This window comes from Actinomyces sp. zg-332, from assembly GCF_011751945.2.
Taxonomy (GTDB): Bacteria; Actinomycetota; Actinomycetes; order Actinomycetales; family Actinomycetaceae; genus ZJ293.
Genome location: NZ_CP064951.1, coordinates 769,082 through 794,056, shown reverse-complemented (window position 1 = coordinate 794,056; position 24,975 = coordinate 769,082). Strand labels below are relative to the sequence as shown.

Genomic DNA, 24,975 nt, shown 5'->3' with positions numbered 1-24,975 from the left:
AGCATTGAAATGCTTTACTTCAAAAAATATTTCTATAATAAATATTGTGTAATAATATACTTTATTTACAAAAGTAATGTATATAAAAATGTATGCTCAGCATATAAACCTCTGATTTTATAATAAGGTTACTGTAAAAACTTTTCATAGAATTCCGCTATTTTTACAAGAGAATTCTATTGTAAATGGAAAAATATTAAAACTATTTACTTCTTGTTATAGTTGTTATTATCAAAACAAATAACTCCATTTTTGTTGGAAGAGCTAATGATTAGAAAAGCAACTATAAATGATGTTTCAAGGATTGCTGAAATTCTTGTATTTGTAAAACGTATGAATTTTAGACCAATATTTCAAAACGATAATTACTCATTTGGTGAATTACAAGTGCTTAGTGTTGCTGAAAAATACAAGAGTTCAGATATATTGGAAAATATACTAGTTTATGATGATGGTGTAGTAAAAGGACTTATACATATTGAAGGTAGTGAAATTGTTGAACTTTATGTAGATTATTTCTTCCAAAGCCAAGGAATAGGAGCAGCATTAATAGAATATGCGAAAGAAAACTATCCTGTAACACATCTTTGGGCTATTGAAAAGAATGTTGAAGCAATTCGTTTTTATGATAGACACGGTTTTCAAGTTACAGAAAATAAAAAATTTGAAGAAGGAACTATAGAATATCTTGTTATGCTTGAGAGAGAACCCTCTGTTTTATATAAGTAATACTTTTGAAGTGACAAATACTTATTTTATAAGTATTTGTGTATCTATAGCAGTGATTTTTGCTGCAAAAACCACAAAATTAGGATAGCCATTTTCTCTTTTTAATAGTGCTCTCTAATAATTCCCTAAGTTATATAGTGATGTAGTCATATTAATTATTTTCTTCTAAGTCATGATAATTTAAGTACCCTTATATAAAATGAATACCGACCGTATTTGTGTTTGAGGTACAGATATCAAAACTTTTACTTTCTAAATTTCCTGAAACAATAAAAAAGTATCCAAAGTTTTGCAAAGCTGATAGTAAAAAGATTACTTTGTCTTCAAATTTTTCTTGAACATCTTTTTCTACGTAAGCGAAAGAGTTCGTATAAGCGTCATACTTTAAAGAAATATTTTCCAAACCTAATTTATTTTCTAGTTGCTTACGAATTTTATTTTTCATATTTTGTTTTGATTTTTCTGATTTTGCTTCTATATGAAAAATCATTGACATGAATAGCTTTGGTTTCATAACGTCTACCATTTTAACTTATTTTTTGATGATTAAAAATTTCCCTCACAATGCCTTATTCTAATTTATTGCCATCTTTTAGTGGAAAATCTTATTTTTATTCTGAAAGTGAATAATTAATGTATTCGTAGATTAGTAGTTAAAGCATCTTATTTCTTCATAAAAGTTCTTACCTTCTCCTATTATAAAAGTAAAAGTCTAAAAACTCTGATATAAATAACTAGAGATATTTTTAAATAAAAAATAAAAAATGAAAGACATTTCTGATTATATTTCTTGGAAAGTAAAAGTACTTATTTGTATTAAGTTATAGTTATGTTATTTCCTATATAGCTATTTTTCACTAGGTAGGAAGATTACATTTATGCAAAACATATACCTATGTATTGACAGAATGCATTAAAATAAATTAGAGTGATAGCAACATGACCGGTACCGCTTCAGTACTTTTTAAGAACTAAAGCCCAGGGCCGGTCCTATCTATAAGAAAGAATTTTCGCGTTTATCTATGAACCCAAATAAAAAATTTCTTACATACAATCAGCAGTTTCGTTTACTTGTTTCCAGAGGAATGATTGTTGATAATATAGACAGTTGTAATCATTCTTTAACAAAACTTAACTACTATCGGTTAAGTGGTTATTGGTACCCTTTCTTAGATCAAGAAACTCTTCGTTTCAAAAAGAACACAGTATTTTCACGTATCATTGCTTTCTATGATTTTGACGACCAACTAAGAAACTGGCTTTTCAAAAATTTGTCAAAAATCGAAATCGCTCTTCGTTCATTATTTGGGTATGAACTTGGAAAAATTAATCCTCATATTCATCTCAGTACCAAATATTTAGGAGTTTGAGCTAATCAGATAAAGACATATCAAAGTAAAACAAATTATGAAATTTGGTATAACAGATATAAAAAAAGCTTTGCAAAAATCACGTGAAGATTTTGTACTTCACCACCGTACTCATTACGATGGAAAACTTCCTATCTGGGTAGCTGTTGAGATAATGGACTGGGGGGGGCTTATGTCTAATCTCTATAGCATTTCTCCTGAGAAAACACGACGTTTAATCGCTGAACAAGTATATCTTTCTGCTCCGCAACTAGAGTCTTGGTTAAAGAGTTTAAATATTATTCGTAATTATGTTGCTCACCATGGCAGAGTCTATAACAGAGTCTTTGATATCAAGCCCAAATTACCACGGAATGAAGCATGGACTATAGTGAAAAATCAATCACATAAACTATTTGCAATTATAGTTATGATTTATTATTTGCACCAAAAACTCGAACTAAATAATTTTGAACCGATTGACTCTTTGATTGAAAACTTTCCTGGAACGTCAGAAGAAATGACTCTTTTTACAGGAATACCAAATGACTGGAAAGAAATTATACAGCAAATACTACAATAAACTTTATTCCTTTGTTAAATTAGCATACACATCATTTTCGTAAAATGTATCCATACGATAGATACTTAAGGTAATTTATACTCTAGTAACATTAGTGTTACGCAAAGTAACATGAAATTTACTAAGCTCCGCTTGAATAACGCGAGTGTTGCTGGCTTACTGTTAATAGGTTTCAAAATAGTATCAATTAGATATAAATTTTATAGAAGTGGTGGTTACTGTGAATTTTGCTTCTTTGCTTAGGGAACTCAGAAACAACTCTGGGCTAACACAAGAACAGTTTGCTCATAAAATCGGGGTTTCTAGAGCTGCTATAGCGAAGTGGGAGTCAAATAGAGGTATACCTGATATTGCTAATCTTATTCAAATAAGTGATATTTTTGATATCTCACTTGACGAGCTTGTTAGGGGAGATAAAGCTGTTCAAAAGAAAGTTGTCGCTGATAGTAAAACAAAGAAGTGGCACTATCTTGTTATCTTATATTTATCTGCTATTTTAGTTTATATTGCTTATTTTGTTGTTTATCATAGAATTTTTATGGCTGGTTTTATGATTGCAACTATTTTCATGCTAGGAATTGAAATTAGCATATTTGTTAAAGATATAAGAAAACTTACGAATAAATAAACCTTTGTATTAGAATAATTTTTGTTGCTGAATGTGTGTATGGAAAATTTGTTGTATATAAAGTTTATAGCTAATCGTATTGTACAAGATATTAAAACACAGGAATAATCCTAAGGAAGTGTTTGATAACGCATATGAATACTTATTCAAAACTAAAGGTTGTAGACTTATTAATGCCTATTCACTGTATTTACTGTTTCTTTAGCGTGAGTAAATCCTATCTTTTGCTTGCTATGATGTAGCGAAAATCTAGAAATAGAAGAAGAATTAAAGGCTAGAGACTTTACACCTAAGTAAGAATTTTAGTGTGTATAGATACTAGAACGTGAGCAAAGTAAATTTCCTTCAAAATATTTCAGCAAGTCATATATTCATCAACTTTAGAGTGATAAACATTTCCGAAAGCTTATATTTACATATTGATGGCAGATGACATTTGTCATATATAACTTTTGACACTATCCACTACTGTAAGCTATCCCTCCTACCTTATTCTTACTTTTATAAGGAGGGTACAGTTCAGATGGAAACAGTTATTAAAGTAAATAACATTTATAAATCGTATAAAGATAAAAACGCTTTAAAAGATATTAGTTTTTCAATTCACTCAGGTGAATGTGTAGCATTAGTAGGTCCCAATGGCGCAGGCAAAACAACACTTTTTAAAATACTGCTCGGCGATTTAATGCAAACCAGTGGAAAAGTTAGTGTTTTGCAGTCTAGTCCCATGGATGTGGCTAAAAAGAGAGAAATTTCTGTTCTTGAGCAGGCAAATATTGTTCCTGATTTGTTAACAGCAAACGAATTGATTAAGTTTTATCAGACTATTTATGAAGAACATTTGTCAGTCAAAGAAATTGACGCTTACTTGAATTTTTCACCTCAGCAGAAAAAACAATTCATGTCTAAGCTTTCTGGTGGGCAAAAACGTTTCTTGAGTTTTGTTTTGACCTTAGTTAATAAACCAAAGCTATTATTCATGGACGAACCAACTACCGCTATGGATACTATAACTCGTCAGCGTTTTTGGGAAATTATTGCTGAGTTGAAAAAGCAGGGAATGACTATTGTCTACTCTTCACATTATATTGAGGAAGTGGAAAATACAGCTGATCGTATTCTGGTTTTACACAACGGAAAAATTCTGCGTGATACAACTCCTCATGCTATGCGAGCTGAGAAGATAGAAAAACACTTCACTATTCCTAAGCATTATGCTGAAGTTGTTGAAAATATGCCAGAAGTTAGCGATTTTGAAGTTAAAAATGACATTATTAGTTTCGTTACTAAAGATGGTGAAAAAGTCTGGAAACGCTTGCAAGAAAAAGGACTTTCTTTTGAAGAGTTAGAAGTAAAAAATCGTAGTTTGTTTTCTAGTATTTTTCAAAGTGAGCCTAGTGAGATTGAAGAAGATGAGTAGAAAACAAGAAAAGTATTATATATAAAAAACTCCATTAAAGGTGAGGAAAAACAGCCTAAGACTAGTCTAAAATCTTGAATTTTCAAAGGAAAAACTATGAATAAGATAAAGTTATAAGCCGTTTACGTAAACTAAATAATAGCAATAGAGTTGTTCTTTGCTTTATATAGCGTATGTGGAGCTGGAGAATAAAAGCTATTAGAAGTATAGGATATATAACTCAAAATCTTTACAGTATTCATAAGTAATTCCACTAGTTATGCTCACGAGTATTTTACGTATCTGCTATGTCCTAAAAAACATACTTTCTTCACTTTTGCATAATTATAAAACTTACCAATAACACAAAAGAAAACAAAGGGGAATAAAACAATGAAATCACTTATTGCACTACTAAAAATCGAGTATTTGTTTACTAAACGATCTCTTATAGCTTTTGGCTTGGGGGTCTTTATGCCTATCGCATTCTTCTTAATATTTTCTTCAATAAATGGTTCAGACAATGCGCCAGAAAATATAATGCGTCACTTTCTAATATCTATGACTTCGTTTAGTTGCTTGAGTTTTGCGTTTTTTGCTTTCCCTATATCAATGGTTGAAGCGAAAGAAAATAATTGGGAAAAAATTATTGTACATTCGCCTATTCCGATGAGTAAGTATTATCTTGCTAAAGTTATACGTATACTAGCATATTTTGTTATTGCCATTATTCTTGTATTTGCTACTGGTTACTTCATAAAAAATGTTCAAATGCCTCTTACAGACTGGCTAGTTAGTGGTATGCTACTAACAATTGGTAGCACAACATTTTTGGGAATTGGTCTTGCAATTAGTATGATTTCTTCTAAAGAAACAATGAGTGCTGTTTCTAATATTATTTACTTAGGATTAGCTATGCTTGGCGGGCTATGGATGCCTGTGAGTATTTTTCCATCGTGGTTACAAAATATTTCAAAACTAACCCCAACTTACCATTTAGCTGAGCTGGCTAATAAATATATAGATAAGCATACTTTTGCTACAGAATCGTTTATGATTTTGACTGCTTATGCTGTATTATTTGTAGCAGTTTCGCTAGTAATTGCTCGTCGCAAAAGGGTGAGGTAAGTGGCTTTTTTCAAGAAAAGAGAAAATTATATTTTATTTTATATATGGATGGTTTTTCATATAGTACCTTTTATACAAGTTTACTTAGGTACTTTACCAACATATTTTATATGGCTGTCACTTATTTTCACTTTTAGCTATTTATGTATATTACACACAGATAACACTTTAGTCAGTAGTATTTGCTTAGTTTATATTTGGGCTTATATTATTGGTGGTATTATCTGGTATTCACCTTACTTTTTCTACTTTTTATTCTACACTTCAAACCTACAAGTGTGGCACTATAAAGATAAGCTTTCTCATCCTCGCTATATTGTCTTTTTCGTCTTAGGTGCGAGTATAACGATTTATATGGTTCTAAAAGCTAATCTTGAAAGCGCTTTCTTTATCATTGCTGTTTATTTTATTTGTATAGCTATGATTTTTATTCAACGTGGGCTAATTAGGAAAGAAAAAATTGAGAAACAGCTTTGGCAACAAAATATGTATATTAATCAGCTTATTGCTGAGAATGAGCGTAACCGTATAGGACGTGATTTACACGACACTCTTGGACACTTGTTTGCAACTATGAGTTTGAAATCAGAGTTAGCACTAAAATTGTTCGAGAAAAATCAATATGATAAAGCTGAAAAAGAACTTGTTGATTTAAATGCTTTGACGAAAAATGCTATGGGACAAGTTCGTCAAGTTGTATCTGGTTTGAAATATCAAACTGTTGAATCTGAGCTGGTAACAATTAGTCAAACACTGGAGCTAGCAGGTATATCCTTAGAGGTTTTAGGGGAGGAAAAAGCAAATATCCTTTCTCCAACTATGCAATCTACTATTTCAATGATTGTGCGTGAGCTGTCAAATAATGTCATAAAACATTCTAAAGCTAAAAGCTGTAGCCTTAGTTTTTATGAAACAGATACTGATACAGTGGTTGATTTTAGTGATAATGGTATTGGTTTTGAAACTTTAGTTGGAAACGAATTAAAGTCAATTAAAGATAGGTTAGTATTAGTAAAAGGAAAAGTGAAAATTACTAGTATAAAAAATCCGACAAATATAGTTATTACAATACCATTTGAGAAAGAATAGTATGAATATATTACTAGCTGAAGATCAAAGTATGTTACGTGATGCCTTATCTACTTTATTGTTGATGGAAGAAGAAGTAAATAGTGTAGTACAAGTTTGCGATGGTATTAGTGCTTGTCAATCTTTAAAAGAAAACAGTTTTGATGTTGTTATTTTAGATGTTGAAATGCCTAAAATGACTGGGCTGGATGTACTTGAATGGATACGAACAAATAATATTGATACAAAAGTTGTTATTATTACTACTTTTAAACGTCCAGGTTATTTTGAACGCGCTGTCAAACATAATGTTGATGCTTATGTGCTCAAAGAGCGTTCAAGTTCAGAATTGATGAAAACTATATATAGGGTTTTAAAAGGGGAAAAAGAGTATTCTCCAGAACTAATGGAAAGCATTTTTGCTAATCAGAATCCGCTTACCAGCCAAGAACAGTTGATTTTAAAAGAAATTGAATTGGGATATACGAATAAGGAAATTGCTAAGCATCTTTTTCTATCAGATGGTACTGTCAGAAATTACGTATCAGCAATACTTACAAAACTTGATGTTGATAACCGTACCCAAGCGATTAAAAGTGCTAAAGAAAAAGGTTGGATATAAAACTTATAGTGATGAACTTTGCATAAGCAACTTGAATGAAAAGTATGTATTGAGTAATACTGCAACATCTTATTTAGTTTAAGCTAAAAATATAGACTAGTTTTATTCATAGGCAAAACGTGAAATGATAATTATGCATTGTATATTCTTTCTTCATTAGATAAAATTTTTTGCTAAAGAATTATTAGAAAGTTTAAAGGTTTTAGAAAAGTATTTTACTTATTTATATAAATAGTTGTTTGTGTAAATAGTTTATATAGGGGAAGAAATGAGAGTATTTATTGCAGGTGCAACTGGAAGAGTTGGGCAGCAGCTTATAAAAGAACTGGTTTCAAAAGGGCATAGCGTAGTTTCAGGTGTAAGAAATCTTGAAAAAGCAACAAAAATAGATGAAGTAGAGAGTATATTTTTTGATTTATACCAAGATGTTAACCAGTTGGCTGAAGTTATTAAAGGCTGCGATGCAGTTTACTTTACAGCAGGATCTAGGGGAAAAGATTTACTACAAACTGACGCTTTCGGCGCTGTAAAACTAATGCAGGCAAGTGAAAAAGTCGGTATTTCACGTTTCATTTTATTGAGTTCGATATTTGCTACAGAGCCTGAAAAATGGTCTGACCCTAACTTAGTAAATATTACTGATTACAATATTGCAAAATTTTTTGCAGATAACTATTTGATTTATCAAACAAATTTAGAGTATACGATTGTGCAACCAGGTAATTTAGTTGAAGCAGATAGTGGTTCTGGTAAGATTTGCATAAATGTGACAAAATCTGCCTCAAATACAATACCTAATGTTGCTAAAGTTTTATCTGAATGTTTAGAAGAAGTAGCTACCTACAATAAGGTAATTCAAATGAGTGATGGTGATACTTTAATTAGCGAAGCTTTAAAGAATGTAAGCTAATGTATATATTTTATATGGCTAACTCGTAACTATTTTATAAATACTGATTCTTTTCTATAAAATGTGTGTTTTGCTTTAAGTAGTTAGCCATAATGTATTTAAAGACGATATTTAGATTTTGCTTTTACTTATAGCATTTTTGATGAAATACTTGCTGTGTAAACTTACCATTTTTATTGAAATATGTATCAGTAGATGCTTCGTATAGAAATTATTACGAAAGATAAAGTTCATTTTATGCGTTGATATAAGCTTCCAAAATATAGTAAAAATGTAGAAGATGGAACAACTTTTAGAACCAATTGATAGTATTAATAAGTTAACACAATTTTTACATAACTATAGAAAAGTTCAGGAGTAAGAAAATGAAAATAGAAAGAAAATTTGGAGAATATTTCGACTACTCTTTACATGATGCAAGAATATTAAAAATAGACTATGTAGATGAGAATTTGATACTACATTTTGACTATATTTTTTCTTATAACAAAGATAAGACAGAAAATACTCATAAAGCAAAAATTATCTTTGAAAAAGTGGATCTAGAATGTGTAGATTTTTTAGTCTTTAACGATGTAATAAATGAAAATTTCTCTGGTAAAAAAATAGATTTAGAAGAATATCAAAAAGAGTATAAAAGTAGTGAATTTGAAGTAATTATTGAAACGTACAATTGGAGTAGGGGTGTATTACAAGGTTGGTTATGGACAGGTAATGTGCCTGTAGATTGTGTTATGAATATTTTCTATTACGGAAGAATGATTTATGAAATAGCAGAATAAGAACCAATGAGTATAGAAAATATTTAGGAGTTACTCCTATTACAGAACATTGGGAACATATAAAACACGTTACTTTGTTTTTTGAGGGAAGTGCTATGACGGAAAATGCTTAAATATTCAGAATTTCAAAGACAAGGTTTTACTTATTTTGAATGTGATTTTTATGTAGAGATAGCAGAAAATAAGACAATGGTACTTCCAAAAAGCCAAGATGACAAAGAAGAAATTTTTAAATTATTTGGCTTAGATGCAAACTTAGGTTATAAAGAAAGTTTGAAATTACTAGAAGAAAAGTAATGTGAGTAAATTTTAGAGGTAGTAAAAGTATTAAACATAACCCAATTTTTTAGTATTTTAAGAATAATTCCTACTAGAGCAAAGTTAACAATTAGGTAAGAGCTTAGATTTACAAAGAAGTATTGTGCTATAAAATAGGTATAAGAATACACTTTACAAGTAAGCTATTTAACAAACATATTCTATAGAATTTACACAAGATAAAGTAAACAGTTGTAGTGCTTACATCATCATAAATAACGCATAGAACCATGAAAAGGAAACTATATGGAAGATTATGGTATTGAGTACAAAATAGATATTCCTGAAAAACAAAATAAACTAAAAGCTGAGATAGTTTCTTTTCTAAACAGCGAAGGCGGAGAGATTCATCTAGGTGTAAATAATGATGGCTTTATTGATAAAACACTGATAGAAAACAAAAAACAAGAATGGGAACAAACCTTATCTAATTGGGCTGTTAATGCTTTTAGTCCTGATGTTACAAATTTAATTTATATCTATCCAAATGACTTACCTTTTAAAATAAAAATTTCAAAAGGTACAGACAAGCCATATTTTTATAAAGATGGAGAAGGGTTTAATTCTAAAGGTGTTTATGTAAGAGTTGGTAGTACAAAAAGAGTAGCTAGTTTTGACGAAATCCAAAGAATGATTAGACATCGCACCTCAAATGATTTTGAATCAATCAGCATTACTCAAGATAATTTGACTTTTAAATATATTAAAAATAGGTTTAAAGAAAAAGGTATTAAGTTTGATAAATATGCTTTGTCATTAATAGGCAAAGATGGTAAGTATAATAATGCGGCATTTCTTCTAAGCGATCAAAACCCAACTATTAGTAAGTTTGCAGTATTTCAAGGAAAAGATGTTAGTGTATTTTTAGACAAGAAAGAATTTAGTGGTTCAATCTTAAAACAGCTCGATGAAATACTGTATTTTACAAGTTTATCAAATAGGAAAAGAATTACTTTTTCAGGTAAACCAAGTAGGGATGAGTATCTAGATATTCCTGAAAGAGCTTTAAGAGAAGCAATTGTAAATTGTTATTGTCATAGAGATTATACTTTAAGTGGTGATATAAAAATTGAATTTTATGATAATAGAGTACAAATTTACTCACCAGGAAGTTTGCCTGACGGATTAACCCTTGAAAATATTAAAATGGGAATGGTAGCAAAGAGAAATAAAATAATCGTAAATGCATTAGATAAAATTGATGTCATTGAAAATTATGCTTCGGGAGTTAGAAGAATTTTTGAAGACTATGCTAATTTTAAAAAACAGCCTGAATACTATATTTCAAATAATGGAGTTATTGTTACATTATTTAACCGCAATTATGATGGTCAAAATGATGGTCAAAATGATGGTCAAAATGATGGTCAAAATCAAATTCTAAAACTAGGTATTTCCGAAAGACGAGAGAAAATTTTAGAATTAATTACCCAAAATAAACATATAACATCAAATCTTATCAAAGATATGTTAGGGGTATCTAAAGCAACAATTGAGCGTGATATTTCCAAACTAAGAGAAGAAAATAGATTAGAATATGTTGGAAGCTCAAAAAATGGATATTGGATGGTTAATAGGAAAAAATAAAACATAATATAAGTTATTAAAAGACAAGTAGATACGGTTGCTTGTCTTGCTATTTTTTTAATAAGGAGAATAAGAATATATTTACTTTGATAAATGTTTAGTTATAGAAAATAAAATATTCATGAGAGAAATTTGATTAAAGAGACATTGATTAACTACTGAGTATAAGTAAAAAGATAGGAAAATTTTCCTAGAAACTATTAGAAGTAAAACTACCAAGCAAACCGATGAAATATATTTTGTTTATATGGAGGTTTTTATTTTTATACTGTAAAAGCTAGTTATAAAAATCTAATTCTTACACATGCAATAAAAACGAAGTAACAAAACAACTAATAAGTAGAAACTGAAAAATACAGTTTTATGAAAAGAGATAGCAGATTTTTTCTCCATAATTCTATGTTTTAAAAGGAACGAATTTTATGGATAATAAAATCAAAGCAAGTTTTTAGTTTAAAGATAGTACGAAATCTTTTACATTATTATTTGAGTGGTTTATATATAAGCAGGAATATTATCAGAACCTGATTCAAGCCATATTTATAGGAATATAGTGAGTAAGTGAAAAGTAACATGAGTGAAAATTTAGAACTACTAAAAATAATAAAATAAACAAATTTCTTTTTGTCTTTTAGGAATAATTTTCACTAAATCAAAGTTAATAAGTAGGTAAGAGTTTAGATTTACAAAGAGGTATTGTGCTATAAAATTTTGGTTCTTTTCTCTGAAAAGTATTTTTACTAGCTGAAAGACTGCCGATATTACTTTGTTAGAGCTATAAAAAATAGAAATTCATACTTATTGATAGCTGATATATGAAATCAAAAAAGGTTTCTATTTTAGAAGGGGAAGTAAATGATAGATAGTATTATTAGTGAGTTATCAATGAATGCTTTCTTTTATATCAGATTACTATTTGAACATATTTTCATTACTTCAATATCAATTTCTATTGCAATATTAGTCGGACTATCAATAGGTATATGGATTTCCTACCATCCAAGGATTGCTAATTATATAATCTCAATTGTAAATGTTATCTATACCATTCCGTCTATTGCACTACTAGGATTTTTAGTTTCTTTCAGTGGAATAGGCAATATAACTGCAATAATTGCAATAACAGTATATGCATTGCTTCCAATTGTTAGAAATACTTATGTGGGAATAACAAATATAGATCCTAAAATTGTTGAAGCAAGTAAAGCAATGGGAAGTAAAGAGTACCAAACGTTATATAAAATAAAGTTACCTCTTGCTTTTCCTATAATTTTTGCCGCAATTAGAAACATGGTCATTATGACTATTGCTTTAGCTGGTATAGCTTCTTTTGTTGGTGCTGGTGGATTAGGTGTTGCAATTTATAGAGGTATTACAACAAATAATGAAGTTCTAATTTTAATAGGAAGCTTTATAATAGCTCTACTAGCTTTAACAGTTGATGGTATTTTAGGAATAATAGGTAAGATAGTAGAAAAACGTAAATTTAAAAAGTTGAAGTCAAAAAAGTTTTTGTCTATTATTCTAGCTTTGGCTGTGTCACTTTCAATTTTTAGCCTATACCATACCAAAAACTCAAATACGATTGAGATAGCTTCTAAGCCCACGACTGAAGGATATATTTTAGCTGAAATTGTAGCTGAAGCTATAAGGAAAGATACTGGTTTAAAGGTGAATATTACACATGGAGTTGGGGGTGGAACTTCCAATATTCATCCAGGTATTCTTAAAGGTGATTTTGACTTGTATCCTGAATATACAGGTACATCTTGGCAAATTGTTTTGAAAAGAAAAGAACCTTACAGAGAAGAAAACTTCGATGAGTTAAATAAAGAGTATGAGAATAACTATAAGTTAACGTGGAAAGGGTTGTTTGGTTTCAACAATACTTATAGTTTGGGGATAAGGAAAGATTTGGCGCAAAAGTACAATATAAAAACTTTTAGCGATCTTTCAAAGTATGCGAAAGAATTTACATTCGGTGCAGAATACGACTTTTTTGAAAGAGAAGATGGTTATAAAGTATTATCAAATGCTTATAATTTTAATTTTAAAAAAGCTGTAGATTTAGATAATGGTTTAAAATATCAAGCTTTATTTGATCAAAAAATAGATGTGATGACTGTCTTTACCACAGATGGACAGTTATCAGATCCTAGAATTTTAGTTTTGAAAGATGACCGTAACTTTTATCCTCAATATAAAGCAGGAATAGTTTTGCGTATGGACACGCTACAAAATCACCCTGAATTAAATAAAGTGTTGAATAAGTTTGTTGGGCTTATAGATGAAAAAACTATGGCTATGTTGAACAATAAAGTTGAAATAGGAAAAGAAAATCCAAAAGATGTAGCTGTAAACTTTTTGAAAGAAAAAGGATTTTAAGGAATAAAATGCCTAAGATTATTGAGTATAAAAATATCTGCAAATCATACAATGGTAAACCAATAATTAATGATTTTAGTTTGGAAATAAATAGTGGCGATTTTTTGTGCATAGTAGGTACATCTGGGTCAGGTAAAACCACTTTGATGAAAATGATAAATGGCTTGATTAAGCCAGATGAAGGACAAGTACTAGTATTCGGTAAAAACATAAATGAGGAAAACATTATTAGTCTTAGAAGAAAAATTGGTTATGCAATTCAAGGTAATGGTTTATTTCCACATATGAGTGTTTATGAAAATATATCGTATGTACCTAGGTTGGAAAAGAAAAAAGAAGATGAATTAGATCACATTGTAAATGAAAATCTAGATTTAGTTGGCTTACCGCGAGAGTTAAAAAACAAGTATCCAGACCAACTTTCAGGAGGGCAACAGCAACGTGTAGGATTAGCCAGAGCCTATGCTAATTCTCCGCTTATTTTGCTAATGGATGAACCTTTTGGGGCAGTGGACTCTATTACAAGGTATCAGTTGCAAAAAGATTTAAAAAAGATTCATGAGCGTAGGAAGTGTACTATTATTTTTATTACACATGATATTCGTGAAGCTTTTACAATGGGAACGCATGTATTGGTATTAGACAAAGGTCAAATACAGCAATATGGTACTACCAAAGAAGTATTAGAAAGCCCTAAAAATGATTTTGTGCGAAAGCTTATAGATATGGCAAGTTGAGGATAAGACTTTTTAAATTTTATCTTGAGTTTATATCTTACGTGTATGAGGTAATCTTATATTTATAGTTTTATATATTGACAATGCTTCTGCAACAAATATAATTGTATTTGTGTCAGATACAAATACAAAGTAGGTTGTGTGAATGGATACTAAATTTTCTGTAGCAGTGCATATACTGATTATGTTCTCTGAAACTAAGGAAAAATTAACTTCAGAAAAAATAGCTAAAAGTGTAAATACAAATTCTAGCTACATTCGTAAGGTAATTGCTTTGCTCAAAAAATCAAATCTTTTACTACGAGCAGAAGGTAGTTTTGATTACTCGTTAGGAAAAAGTAAAGATAGTTTAACATTGCTAGAAATATATAGGGCAGTACAAACTCCTAAACTGTTGTATACACACCAAAATGCTAACAGACAGTGCCCTGTTGGTGCATATATAAATAAAGCTTTAGACCCTATCATAGAACATGCAGAAATACAGCTTGAAAAAGATTTGGAAAACCAGACCTTGGAAAAAGTTATAGATAAGATACGAAAAGAGCTTGATAGTGAAAATAACCAAAGCTTCTAAAGTAACTATCACCATAAGCCAGTTTTATCCAAGAATATAACTCCTAGAGTTCCTCTGTTAAAAACTTGAAAATATTTTACAGAAACAAAATAAATAGTTCTTATCATCAATCTCAGTTTATTAACTGCTTTGAAAAATAAATACCCAAAACAAACACTTTAAAGCACTATAAGTACAAAAGGAAAAGTAATGAAAGCAGCACAGCTTAGAAAATACAACAAAGAAAATATAAAATTAGAAATAATAGACCTTCCAAAACCAGTACCTACAGATACTCAAGTATTAATAAAAGTTAATGCAGCAGGGGTAAATCCTGTTGATAATATGATTACTCGCGGGGAAGTAAAACTACTTCTGCCGTATTCTTTGCCACTTACTGCTGGAAATGAAGTAGTTGGTATCGTTGAGGAAGTAGGTGCTAAAGTCAGCGATTTCAAAGCTGGAGACAGAGTATTTGCTCGTTTACCACTAAGAAGCATTGGTGCATTTGCTGAATATGTAGCAGTGGAGGAAAACGCTTTGGCTTTAGTGCCGTCTTATCTTAACGATGAGCAAGCAGCTTGTGTGCCACTTACAGCACTTACAGTTATGCAGGCAATGGATCTTATGCGGGTAGAAGCTGGCAAAACAATTTTCATTTCAGGTGGCACAGGTGGGGTAGGTGCAATGGCTATTCCTATTGCTAAAGCGAAAGGATTAAAAGTAATTACTAATGGAAATGCGACGAATAAAGAACGTGTTTTAGCACTTGGTGCTGATCAGTTTATTGACTATAAAACGCAAGATTATGCTGAAGTAGTATCTAATGTTGACTACGTTCTAGATACTTTAGGCGGTAGTCATACGCAAAAACAAATCTCCATTCTAAAGGCTGGAGGGCATATAGTTAGCCTTAAAGGTGTGCCTAATAAAAAGTTTGCCAAGCGTTTTGGACTATCTGCTTGGAAACAATTCTTGATTGGATTAGTTGGACGCAAACTTGATAAGTTGGCTGAAGAAAAAGATGCAACATACGACTTTATTTTTGTTGAGTCTAATGGTAAACAGTTACAGGAAGTAGCTGGTATTTTCTCACAGCTACGCATACAACCATCTATAGATACTGTATATGATTTCAAAGATATTAACAAAGCACTTGAAAAGGTTGCAAACGGCAATTCTAGAGGAAAAACTCTTATAGTTTTTAAATAAATAGGGAAACAATTTCTTACAAACCATAATATAAAGCAGAGATAAAAAATAGTGGAACTTCAAATATCTCTGCTTTATTCTTGTAAACAGGTAGTTTATAAAGCTTTCAACCTATGTATAAAGGGTATTAAACTTCGTTTTACTGTCCACGTAAGTATGAATTATTGAACACTTGGTGTTGTTCATCATATAGGATTTTTGCAGCTTCGTTTACCCAATTCACATTACGTAAAAGAACTCGTCCGAGCAAAATTATGTCGGCTTGATTTGTTTGTAAAATGTGTTCAGCTAAGCCAGGATCATTTATCAGCCCAACAGTCGCAACATCTATATTTACAGCTTCTTTGATTTTAGTAGCATAAGGTGTTTGAAAAGCTGCATGTACTGGTATATTCGGCTTTTTATTTAGCAATCCTCCAGTAGATACGTCAATACACTCAACATGTTGCTCTTCCATCCACTTAGCCATTTGTTGCCAGTCTTGTAAAGTATTTTGTTGTCCAGTCTCATCGTAATCTGTAGCAGAAATACGCACCCAAATTGGTTTAGTGAAAACTTTTTTACAGCCATCAATAATTTCTTGTAAGAAACGATAACGATTTTCTAAGCTACCACCGTACTCGTCTTTGCGTTGATTTGAAAGTGGTGAAATAAACTGATTGATTAAATACCCGTGGGCTGCGTGCAGTTCAATCATATCGTATCCAGCTTGTTCTGCTCGTCTAGCACTGTCTATAAAGTCTTTTATAGTTGCTTTAACTTGCTGTGTTGTCATTACTGTTGGAGCATTGTATGGTTCACCGTAGGCAATTTTACTAGGGGATAGTGGATTTTCTACATTTAAAGCTTTGCGTCCAGAATGCACAATTTGGACGCCAATTTTTGCTCCTAAATAGTGAATAGAATCCACGAGATCTTTTAAAGCCATTGCTTGTTCATCGTTCCAAAGCCCTAAGTCATAGTTTGTCAAACGTCCATCAGGGTGAATAGCTGTGGCTTCTTGAATAATTAGTCCAACTCCGCTGATTGCTCTAGCTCCATAATGAGTAAAATGAAATGTTGTTGGTATTCCGTCCTGTTTTTTGACTTCATACATACACATTGGAGACATAACTACTCGATTTTTAAGTTCTAAGCCACCAATGTTGGCAGAAGATAACAACTTGGACATGTTAGCCTTTCTAAAAGAATAAACTGGTTTTATAAAGTATGTCATTTTGAAGAGAGATACTTATAATAAGATTTCTAACAATTTTATACTAAAAAATATTTCCATATTATTTGTATAAAGAAATCTAGCTAAGAAAAGTGTATAAATGACTAAAGGAAAGTTTTATTACACAGTAAAACAGCAAACTCAAAATCTAAATATCACTAGCTACGTTGTTGAATGCTAAACTTATGTATCTATAAGATTCCTTATTTGTATATTTTGTAATAACTTCTATCTACTTTAGTTAGTTGATTGTACAGTGTATGAAATTTTAAAGTATTACTTACTGTATTTGTATATCATTAAGTTCTATCATAAATTAGCAACTGTACGTTTTAGCGTGGAGGCATCTATGGGAGAAATAAGGATTACTCGAATATATGAGCCTATAAGCTCTGAAGATGGCACACGTATTCTTGTTGATCGTTTATGGCCACGTGGTATTTCAAAAGAAAAGGCTTGTCTTGACTACTGGTGGAAAGAAGTTACTCCCTCATCACAGCTACGTAAATGGTTTGGACATGACCCTCAAAAATTTCTTGATTTTAGGAATTTATATCGTAAAGAATTAGATGAAAATAAGCTTATCAACGAGTATATAGTTTGTATCAGACAAATTTTGAAGACACAGAATTTAACTTTACTGTATGCCGCTAAAGACCCTAGTTGTAACCATGCACTTATATTGAAAGAGTGGTTTGAAGAAATGCTTTATGTTGATAAATAGGTAGAAGATTCATAAATAGTATGTATAGACTTATGAATAATAAATGTTTAAAGCATAATAACTATAGGATTTAGAGAGTAACTGTGATTGATATAGATAGTATTTTCAAATATAAAGTTCTAAATGTTGATAAGCTTTTGGTAAACGGTTTTGTAGCTACAGGTAGTATCTATGTAAAAAATTTCCTTATATTGGAAGAGAATTTTAGAGTTGAAATTATAGTTGGTAGTTCAGGCTTAGTAGATTATAAAGTTTATGAAATAGATACAAATGAAGAATATGTTTTAGTTCATGTTTCTAATGCTGATGGTAGTTTTGTGACTCAAGTTAGAAAAGAATGCGAAAAGCTATTAAGTGATATTTCGAATGATTGCTTTGATCTTCAGCTGTTCAAGAGTGAGCAAACACAAAAAGTAGTTGACTATATAACTAATAATTTATCAGTAAAACCTAAGTTTCCTTGGAGTAAAAATCCGAACTACGCCACTTTTCACGCTAAAGAAAATGACAAGTGGTTTGCAATAGTAGTGTCTATTTCTAAAACAAAACTAGGGTTAGATGGTGAAGAAGAAATAGAAATTATGAATTTGAAAGCTTTACCTGAAGAAATAGAAGAAATTGTTGACAAGAAAGTATTTTTCCCCGCCTATCACATGAATAAGAAGCATTGGTTTACTATTTGTTTAGACGGCAGAATAAGTAATGAGCAAATCTATGAGTTAATAAGAAGAAGCTATGAGTTAGTGGCTAAAAAGTGAATAAACTATTTTTGGAAGTGACATAGAAATAAAAAGTACTTACAGTAAAAGCCATTTACAAACTGTGCATAGTGTTTTGTAAAATCTAGATATATATAAACTAAAACGCAAAGATAGATTTTAGCTAAGGCGTCAAAAAGCTCTAACTAAAACTGATAAAACTATGCTTTCAATCGTGTTTTCTTATAGATACTACTACCTTTTAGGAAAGTTTTTATGCGACGTTAACTGCTAGATTAGCTTAGCTTACGATATATAAAATTTGCAGAAGTGTCTAAACACGTTTTCCCCTAGATAGCAATATAAACAAATAGAATAAAGTAGCGTAATAATTTATAGGTTTTAGGCTAGATTACGAAGTCATGACAAGCTGTTTCTCATAAGTATTTTCATCACAAATTTTTTCAAGCATTACTTTAGCAACATCTTTTCTGTAAGTTATCGGTATACGTTTAACTTTCTTACCACTTTCAGTGAAATAGACTTTAGGAAAGCTAGACTTACACCTGTTGCTTAAAATTCCAGGGTGCAGGGTAGTCCACTTTAGATTAGAGCTAACTAAAAGCGCTTCACCTTTGTAGTGATCATTAAAAACTCTCCTTAGAAATATTTTAGGCAAAGTTCGGAAAAACGGACGTACGTTATTCATAGTTTTCCCAACCCCTAAAGCTGATAAAACTATAATTCTGCTAACTTTGGCTTTTTTCATAGCCTCAATAATGTTGGGAATTGCTGTTTCAAACAAAGCGATTTTAGTACTTATACTGGGGTTTCCAAGGGTAACTAACACTACATCTACATTTTTCATAGCTAAGCTTAGCGAAGAGATATCGTCTAGTTTTCCTCTAATTACTTTCAAATTCTTATGAGGCAAAAGTTTATCAGGATTGCGTACATAAGCTGTGACTAAGTAATCTTTTTCCAAAGATTGTTTTAATATTTCTTTCCCAGTGCGACCTGTAGCACCCAGCAACAGTATATGCATTTTTACCTCAACTATTTATACTTGTACTACTTAGTATACTGCGTCGATATACAAGGTGTTATCTATAATAAGCACTATAAACACTTGTTATTCTTGCGTAATAATCTAGTGATACATTTTGATTCTAACTATTTTATAAACGTATGATTATATTTTAATAAACGTTTTAGAGTATAAATACTTTCTAGCTAAGTACAACACAGAAAGAAAATGGACGTAGCTACCACGAAATAACTACGTCCAAAGCATTACTTATACTGACTTTTAACTGTCAAATAATAAAATAAAACTACAGAATCTTTTCTTTCAACCAGTTTTCAATGATTGATAAAGTTTGAGCTTGGTATTTACCATACTCGTACATGTGGTCAGAACCAGTAATAGAAACTAGTAGAGAGTCCTTATATTTAGTGGCTGTTTTTCTAGCTATTGCTGGAACTACCATTTTGTCGTTAGAACCAGTTATCGTGAGCACAGGGCACTTTATTCTTGCAAAATTGACTTTAGCACTATTAGATGGATCTAAGAAAGGCAATGCCATCTGAAAATACACGCGGCCAGACTCTGGAACTAAATCAGCAAAAACTATTTCTTTACCTGATTCTTCTTGCTCATTCATACAGTATTTAAAGAATTCCTTTTTATAAGGAGGCATTGGTTTCTTCCAGAACCCCCAACGCAAGAAATGCTTAATAAAACACCTAACCATAGTAGGGTAGAAGGCAAATATACCAGCAGCAGGTGCTGGACCCATTAATATCATTCCCTGAACTTTTATACGTGTTGCTACAAGTTGAGCAATCAAACAACCAAGTGAATGACCTAGTAAAATAACATCACCGTCTAATTTCTTTATGTAGCAAACTAAGTCATTTACATAGTCTTTCAAACCGACATTTCCAACTTTTTTAAAACACTCGTCATAAGGCAAATCATGATAACGTAAACTAGGTGTATGGACTTTGACTCCCATGTCTTCAATTTTAGTAGCGAAATCGCCCCATACTTTTCCATTACACCAAGTCCCGTGTATTAAAACTATGTGTTTTTTAGCCATTTTAGTCCCCTTTAAATTCCTTTGAACAATTCTTTGTGTCACTTGTAACTAGTTTTATAACTAACGCAAAATAAGAATTTACATCACTATAACAAAATTTTTTCTAAAGAAAAACTAAGATTTATTTTATTTAGATGAGTGTTTATAAAAGCTTGTAAATAGTAATATAACCTAAACTTTTAGGAAAACGAACTTTCACTTATTAATAATACTTATTTGGAAAACAATACTTTTATAGTTCACTATATATTTTCTGATAATAAAAGTAATGTAAAGGAATGAGAAAACATAGTTTTGCTATTTTAACTTACGTTTATAATATTTCGAAAAAGATACATAAGTATAAAAATTATAAAATTTACTAAAATCACTTTTAGGTAAGGGTAACCTAATTTATACTAGTATCTGGTAATGTTAATTCACGAAATGAGAAGAATATGAAAAAAACAATTGCTGTACTAACTCTATCATCACTATTGTTTTTAACAGGCTGTAGTAGCCAAGATACTTCAAAAGAAGTAAAAGACACAAAGCCAGCAGTTACTTTTGAAAAAGAGACTAAAGAATATAAAAATTTCGTTGAACAACAAATTGACAAATTATTGCTAGATACACAAAAATGGGTAGAAACTATAAAATCAGGCGATATTGCGAAAGTAAAAGCTGAGTATCCACTTATCCGTATGGCTTACGAACGCTCAGAACCAATAGCTGAATCTTTTTCTGAACTAGACGTGAAAATTGACTTCCGTCTTGCAGATTTCAAAGAAGAGTTCAAAACTGAAGAAGGCTGGGCTGGATACCACAAAATAGAACAAATCCTATGGGAGAAAAATACTCTAGATGGTGTTCAAAATTATGCTGAACAGTTAGTAAACGATATTAAAGAGTTGAAAGCAAAAATTTTGACTGTAGACGTTACCCCTGAATTAATGCTTACAGGTTCTGTTGACTTGCTAAACGAAGTAGCAACTCAGAAAATCACTGGAGAAGAAGAAGTATACTCCCATACAGATCTATATGACTTCAGAGCTAATATACAAGGTGCTGAAAAAATATTTGAAATATTCACACCAGCTATTAAAGAAAAAGATCCAAAACTTGTTGAAACTTTGAAGAAAGAATTTAAAACAGTAAACGGTTTACTGGATTCATATATGACAGACAAAGAAAACTACAAGTTGTATATAGATCTATCTAAGGAAGATACAAAGAAACTAGCCGAAGCAGTAACTAAACTAGGTGAACCATTATCACAAATGGGCATCATTGTAGGAGCTAAAAAATAATGAGTGATGACAACCAGCAATGGATTGACAAAAAAATTACTCGACGTGACTTCCTAAAAAAAGCGGGAATTGCTGGTGCAGGAACTATAGTGGGTGGTTCTGTAGTTGGTGCAGTATTAGGGTCTAAAAATCATAGTCTTGCTAATGAAATAGATGGCGGTAATGAGTATTCCCTATACGGTAAACACCAGAGCGGAATCACCACTCCTGCTCAAAGTCATGTGTATCTAATGGTAGTAGATTTACATTCAACTGATATTAAAGAAGTTAAGAAAATGTTCAAAGATTGGACTGAGTATTCAGAAAAATTAATGTCAGGTAAATTAGTCGGTGAAGAACTTGAAAATGGTCTTTTACCTCCATTAGATACTGGTGAAGTTATGGGAATGAACCCATATAACCTAACACTTACTTTTGGTATAAGTACTTCTTTCCTATCTAAATTAAATTTAAATGCTAAAAAACCAGCAGAATTCAAAGATTTACCTCACTTTCCACGTGACCAGATTAAGGAAAAATACAGTGGAGGAGACATCTGTATACAAGCTTGCGCAAATGATGCACAAGTTGCCTTTCACGCTGTCAGAAACCTAGTTAGAAAAGCTAGAAACACTGTTACTATGCGTTGGGGACAAAGTGGATTTACTAAAGGAAAGAAAAACGAAACCCCAAGAAACTTATTCGGTTTCAAAGATGGCACAGCCAATGTTTCCACTGAAGAAAAATACAAGCAAATAATTTGGCGTGACAAAAACGACTGGTTAAAAGATGGCACGTATATGGTAGTACGTAAAATACAAATGCATCTAGAAACATGGGATAGAACCAGTTTACAAGAACAAGAAAATACCTTTGGCAGATATAAAGAAAGCGGAGCACCATTTGGAGAAAGTGATGAATTTGCAACGGTTGATATCACTAAGAAAGATAAAAATGGTAACTTCGTTATACCTGAAGATTCTCACGTTCATCTAGCTAAGAAAGCTAAAAAAGAAATATTTAGACGTGGCTATTCTTTCTCTGATGGTTTAATAGAAGAAACTGGACAATTTGATTCAGGGCTACTATTTATTTCTTTCCAAAAAGATCCTAAACAGTTTGTAGATGTACAAAATAGTTTGGGTTCAGAAGATAAAATGAATGAGTACATAACTCATATTGGTAGTGGTTTGTTTGCTTGTTTCCCTGGAGTTAAAAAAGGTGAATACATTGGTAAAAACTTATTTGAATAAAATCTTTGCGAGTTTAGTAGTAGCTTTTATACTCTTTAGCGGATTACAAGCTTACGCTACAAATGAATATAGTGATCTTTTTATTAAAATTACAGATATTTCTGATGCTATTGATAAGAAAGATAACTCGAAAGCACAAAGTTTGCTTGCTGATATAAAAACTAGCTTTGAAGGATTACCAAATTCTAATTCCAAAGCCGGAATGAAAGTAAAACAAGAAATACTTTCAGCCCAAAATACTCTTACTAAAGAAAGTATAAGAAAAGTATCTTCTGCTTTGTTATCTTTTGAAAAAGAGCAAAATCCAGTTGATGAAAAGGCAGAAAAAGCTAAATTTGAATCAAAAGTTTTACCTGGTTTGCAAGAACTCAAAACCGTAGTTGAAGGTACAGACCTCGACCAAATGAAAGCACAGTATTCTGCTTTCAACTCTCTTTGGGTAAGAAATGAGTCCTTTGTACGTGCTCGTAGCATTAGTCACTACGGAAAAATTGAGACAGGGCTTTCATTCCTAAGAAGTTCTATGGAAATGCAACCTTTTTCTCATTCTAGTGTCAAAAGTGCTTATGAGGATTTATCCCAAGCTATCACAGATTTTTTGAGTGGGAAAAAAGTATCATACTCTAGTGATATAAGCACTTTAGAAAAAGGTATAAGCGTACTTGAAAAAGGATTAGCTGCTTTTGAACAAGGAAAGTATAAAGATGGCGAACAGCTTTTAAAAAGATTTATTCAGTCTTGGCCAACTTTTGAAGGTGAAGTTAGGACTAGAAATGCTTCTTTGTATTCACAAGTAGAAACTCAGATACCTATTATTTCAGTAAAGGGCAAAGATAAATCTAACCAAAAAATATTAAAAGAAATAATAAGCCAGTTATCTGAAATTAACCCTAAAGCTCAGTATACTTTTGTTGATTCTGCACTAATTCTTATCCGTGAAGGTGTAGAAGCATTATTGATTGTTATTGCTTTAGTAAGTGCGTTAAAAGCAGCTAACCAACGCAATGGACTCAAATGGGTTTACGCAGGAGCTGCAGTAGGAGTATTAGCAAGTTGCGTATTAGCAGTGACATTACAGTTACTATTCCCAACACTTACTTCAGGAACTAATAGAGAAGTTATTGAAGGTATAGTAGGTATTGTTGCTGTAGTTTTCATGATTAGTATCGGTATGTGGTTACACAGCAAATCTTCCATATCTGCTTGGAAAAAATTCGTAGATTCTAAAATAAACGTTGCTATCTCAACTGGTAGCTTTATATCAATGTTTACTTTGTCTTTCCTAGCGGTATTTAGGGAAGGCGCTGAAACAATAATGTTCTATGTAGGAATTATCCCTAGAATTTCTCTTACAGCTTTCCTACTTGGCATATTTTTAGCAATCGTATTGCTGTTAGCTTTAGCTTTCATAATGTTGAAACTATCAGCTAAGATTCCTATACATTTAGTTTTCTTAGTTTTAACAATACTAATTTACGGTTTAGCCTTCAAAATGTTAGGTGTAAGCATACATATACTACAACTAACAGATATATTCCCAAGCCATATTCTAAGCTTCATACCAACAGTTGAGCTACTTGGTATATATCCAACAGCAGAAGGCATAATTTCTCAGTTGATTTTCCTATTTATAATAGGAGTAATTTCAATAAAAAAAGCATTCAAAGTTACATAGGTAGCGATGTTGCTTATGTAACTGAAAATGAAGAAACAATAGTTGA

The 24,975-nt window shown here is 31.2% G+C and carries 25 protein-coding genes; 21 read left to right on the top strand and 4 right to left on the bottom strand.

The window, feature by feature from the left end:
* Positions 1-267: 267 nt before the first annotated feature.
* Positions 268-729: a GNAT family N-acetyltransferase gene (locus HCQ94_RS03210; RefSeq protein WP_166981810.1), complete on the top strand. Its 462-nt coding sequence runs from the start codon at positions 268-270 to the stop codon at positions 727-729.
* Positions 730-919: 190 nt separating this feature from the next.
* Here HCQ94_RS03210 and HCQ94_RS03205 read toward each other — a convergent pair whose 3' ends face one another.
* Positions 920-1,255 carry a hypothetical protein gene (locus HCQ94_RS03205; RefSeq protein WP_198426284.1) on the bottom strand — a complete coding sequence of 112 codons (336 nt, stop codon included), beginning with the start codon at positions 1,253-1,255 and terminating at the stop codon, positions 920-922.
* A gap of 496 nt (positions 1,256-1,751) precedes the next feature.
* Here HCQ94_RS03205 and HCQ94_RS06290 point away from each other — a divergent pair, with 496 nt between their 5' ends.
* From HCQ94_RS06290 to HCQ94_RS03130, 15 genes are all read left to right on the top strand, one after another.
* Entirely contained in the window at positions 1,752-2,099 is a 348-nt protein-coding gene (locus HCQ94_RS06290) for an Abi family protein (RefSeq protein WP_166981804.1), read from the top strand.
* A 37-nt stretch (positions 2,100-2,136) separates the two neighbouring features.
* The gene (locus tag HCQ94_RS06285; RefSeq protein ID WP_166981801.1) at positions 2,137-2,661 is read left to right on the top strand and encodes an Abi family protein; all 525 of its coding nucleotides are present in this window, start codon (positions 2,137-2,139) and stop codon (positions 2,659-2,661) included.
* A 220-nt stretch (positions 2,662-2,881) separates the two neighbouring features.
* Entirely contained in the window at positions 2,882-3,289 is a 408-nt protein-coding gene (locus HCQ94_RS03190; protein ID WP_166977588.1) for a helix-turn-helix domain-containing protein, read from the top strand.
* Positions 3,290-3,812: 523 nt separating this feature from the next.
* Entirely contained in the window at positions 3,813-4,709 is an 897-nt protein-coding gene (locus HCQ94_RS03185) for an ABC transporter ATP-binding protein (protein WP_166981798.1), read from the top strand.
* Between the two features lie 372 nt (positions 4,710-5,081).
* The gene (locus tag HCQ94_RS03180; protein ID WP_166981795.1) at positions 5,082-5,816 is read left to right on the top strand and encodes an ABC transporter permease; all 735 of its coding nucleotides are present in this window, start codon (positions 5,082-5,084) and stop codon (positions 5,814-5,816) included.
* A gap of 276 nt (positions 5,817-6,092) precedes the next feature.
* Positions 6,093-6,905, top strand: coding sequence for a sensor histidine kinase (locus tag HCQ94_RS03175; protein WP_196373596.1), 813 nt, complete (start codon positions 6,093-6,095; stop codon positions 6,903-6,905).
* Position 6,906: 1 nt separating this feature from the next.
* Entirely contained in the window at positions 6,907-7,506 is a 600-nt protein-coding gene (locus tag HCQ94_RS03170) for a response regulator transcription factor (RefSeq protein WP_166981790.1), read from the top strand.
* Between the two features lie 268 nt (positions 7,507-7,774).
* Positions 7,775-8,416 carry an SDR family oxidoreductase gene (locus HCQ94_RS03165; RefSeq protein ID WP_166977578.1) on the top strand — a complete coding sequence of 214 codons (642 nt, stop codon included), beginning with the start codon at positions 7,775-7,777 and terminating at the stop codon, positions 8,414-8,416.
* A 365-nt stretch (positions 8,417-8,781) separates the two neighbouring features.
* Positions 8,782-9,198 (top strand): hypothetical protein, encoded by a 417-nt coding sequence (locus HCQ94_RS03160; RefSeq protein WP_166981787.1) that lies wholly within the window; start codon positions 8,782-8,784, stop codon positions 9,196-9,198.
* A 105-nt stretch (positions 9,199-9,303) separates the two neighbouring features.
* Positions 9,304-9,495 carry a hypothetical protein gene (locus tag HCQ94_RS03155; protein ID WP_166981784.1) on the top strand — a complete coding sequence of 64 codons (192 nt, stop codon included), beginning with the start codon at positions 9,304-9,306 and terminating at the stop codon, positions 9,493-9,495.
* Between the two features lie 267 nt (positions 9,496-9,762).
* Positions 9,763-11,103: an ATP-binding protein gene (locus tag HCQ94_RS03150; protein WP_196373595.1), complete on the top strand. Its 1,341-nt coding sequence runs from the start codon at positions 9,763-9,765 to the stop codon at positions 11,101-11,103.
* A gap of 855 nt (positions 11,104-11,958) precedes the next feature.
* Entirely contained in the window at positions 11,959-13,488 is a 1,530-nt protein-coding gene (locus HCQ94_RS03145; RefSeq protein ID WP_166981778.1) for an ABC transporter permease/substrate-binding protein, read from the top strand.
* An 8-nt stretch (positions 13,489-13,496) separates the two neighbouring features.
* Entirely contained in the window at positions 13,497-14,225 is a 729-nt protein-coding gene (locus HCQ94_RS03140; protein ID WP_198426283.1) for an ATP-binding cassette domain-containing protein, read from the top strand.
* A 145-nt stretch (positions 14,226-14,370) separates the two neighbouring features.
* Positions 14,371-14,802 (top strand): Rrf2 family transcriptional regulator, encoded by a 432-nt coding sequence (locus HCQ94_RS03135; RefSeq protein ID WP_166981775.1) that lies wholly within the window; start codon positions 14,371-14,373, stop codon positions 14,800-14,802.
* 189 nt (positions 14,803-14,991) lie between these two features.
* Entirely contained in the window at positions 14,992-15,993 is a 1,002-nt protein-coding gene (locus tag HCQ94_RS03130; RefSeq protein WP_166981772.1) for an NADP-dependent oxidoreductase, read from the top strand.
* 139 nt (positions 15,994-16,132) lie between these two features.
* On the opposite strand, the gene HCQ94_RS03125 is transcribed toward HCQ94_RS03130, so the two are convergent.
* Positions 16,133-17,164 (bottom strand): NADH:flavin oxidoreductase/NADH oxidase, encoded by a 1,032-nt coding sequence (locus HCQ94_RS03125; RefSeq protein ID WP_166981769.1) that lies wholly within the window; start codon positions 17,162-17,164, stop codon positions 16,133-16,135.
* Positions 17,165-17,558: 394 nt separating this feature from the next.
* Here HCQ94_RS03125 and HCQ94_RS03120 point away from each other — a divergent pair, with 394 nt between their 5' ends.
* Positions 17,559-17,933 (top strand): DUF488 domain-containing protein, encoded by a 375-nt coding sequence (locus HCQ94_RS03120; protein ID WP_166981766.1) that lies wholly within the window; start codon positions 17,559-17,561, stop codon positions 17,931-17,933.
* Positions 17,934-18,016: 83 nt separating this feature from the next.
* A complete protein-coding gene (locus tag HCQ94_RS03115; RefSeq protein WP_166981763.1) occupies positions 18,017-18,691 on the top strand; it encodes an MmcQ/YjbR family DNA-binding protein in 675 nt (224 codons plus the stop codon).
* A 352-nt stretch (positions 18,692-19,043) separates the two neighbouring features.
* Here the strand turns inward: HCQ94_RS03115 and HCQ94_RS03110 are convergent, their stop codons facing one another.
* The gene (locus HCQ94_RS03110) at positions 19,044-19,676 is read right to left on the bottom strand and encodes an SDR family oxidoreductase (RefSeq protein WP_166981760.1); all 633 of its coding nucleotides are present in this window, start codon (positions 19,674-19,676) and stop codon (positions 19,044-19,046) included.
* A 289-nt stretch (positions 19,677-19,965) separates the two neighbouring features.
* Positions 19,966-20,733 carry an alpha/beta fold hydrolase gene (locus tag HCQ94_RS03105; RefSeq protein WP_166977559.1) on the bottom strand — a complete coding sequence of 256 codons (768 nt, stop codon included), beginning with the start codon at positions 20,731-20,733 and terminating at the stop codon, positions 19,966-19,968.
* Positions 20,734-21,170: 437 nt separating this feature from the next.
* On the opposite strand from HCQ94_RS03105, the gene efeO reads away from it, so the two are divergent.
* From efeO to HCQ94_RS03090, 3 genes are read left to right on the top strand one after another with little or no spacing between them, the layout of a single operon-like run.
* Positions 21,171-22,022, top strand: coding sequence for an iron uptake system protein EfeO (gene efeO / locus HCQ94_RS03100; protein ID WP_166981757.1), 852 nt, complete (start codon positions 21,171-21,173; stop codon positions 22,020-22,022).
* The gene (efeB, locus tag HCQ94_RS03095) at positions 22,022-23,254 is read left to right on the top strand and encodes an iron uptake transporter deferrochelatase/peroxidase subunit (RefSeq protein ID WP_166977555.1); all 1,233 of its coding nucleotides are present in this window, start codon (positions 22,022-22,024) and stop codon (positions 23,252-23,254) included. The genes efeO and efeB overlap by 1 nt, the downstream gene beginning before the upstream one ends.
* Entirely contained in the window at positions 23,232-24,929 is a 1,698-nt protein-coding gene (locus tag HCQ94_RS03090; RefSeq protein ID WP_166982218.1) for an FTR1 family iron permease, read from the top strand. Before efeB ends, HCQ94_RS03090 begins: the two co-directional genes overlap by 23 nt.
* Positions 24,930-24,975 lie beyond the last annotated feature (46 nt).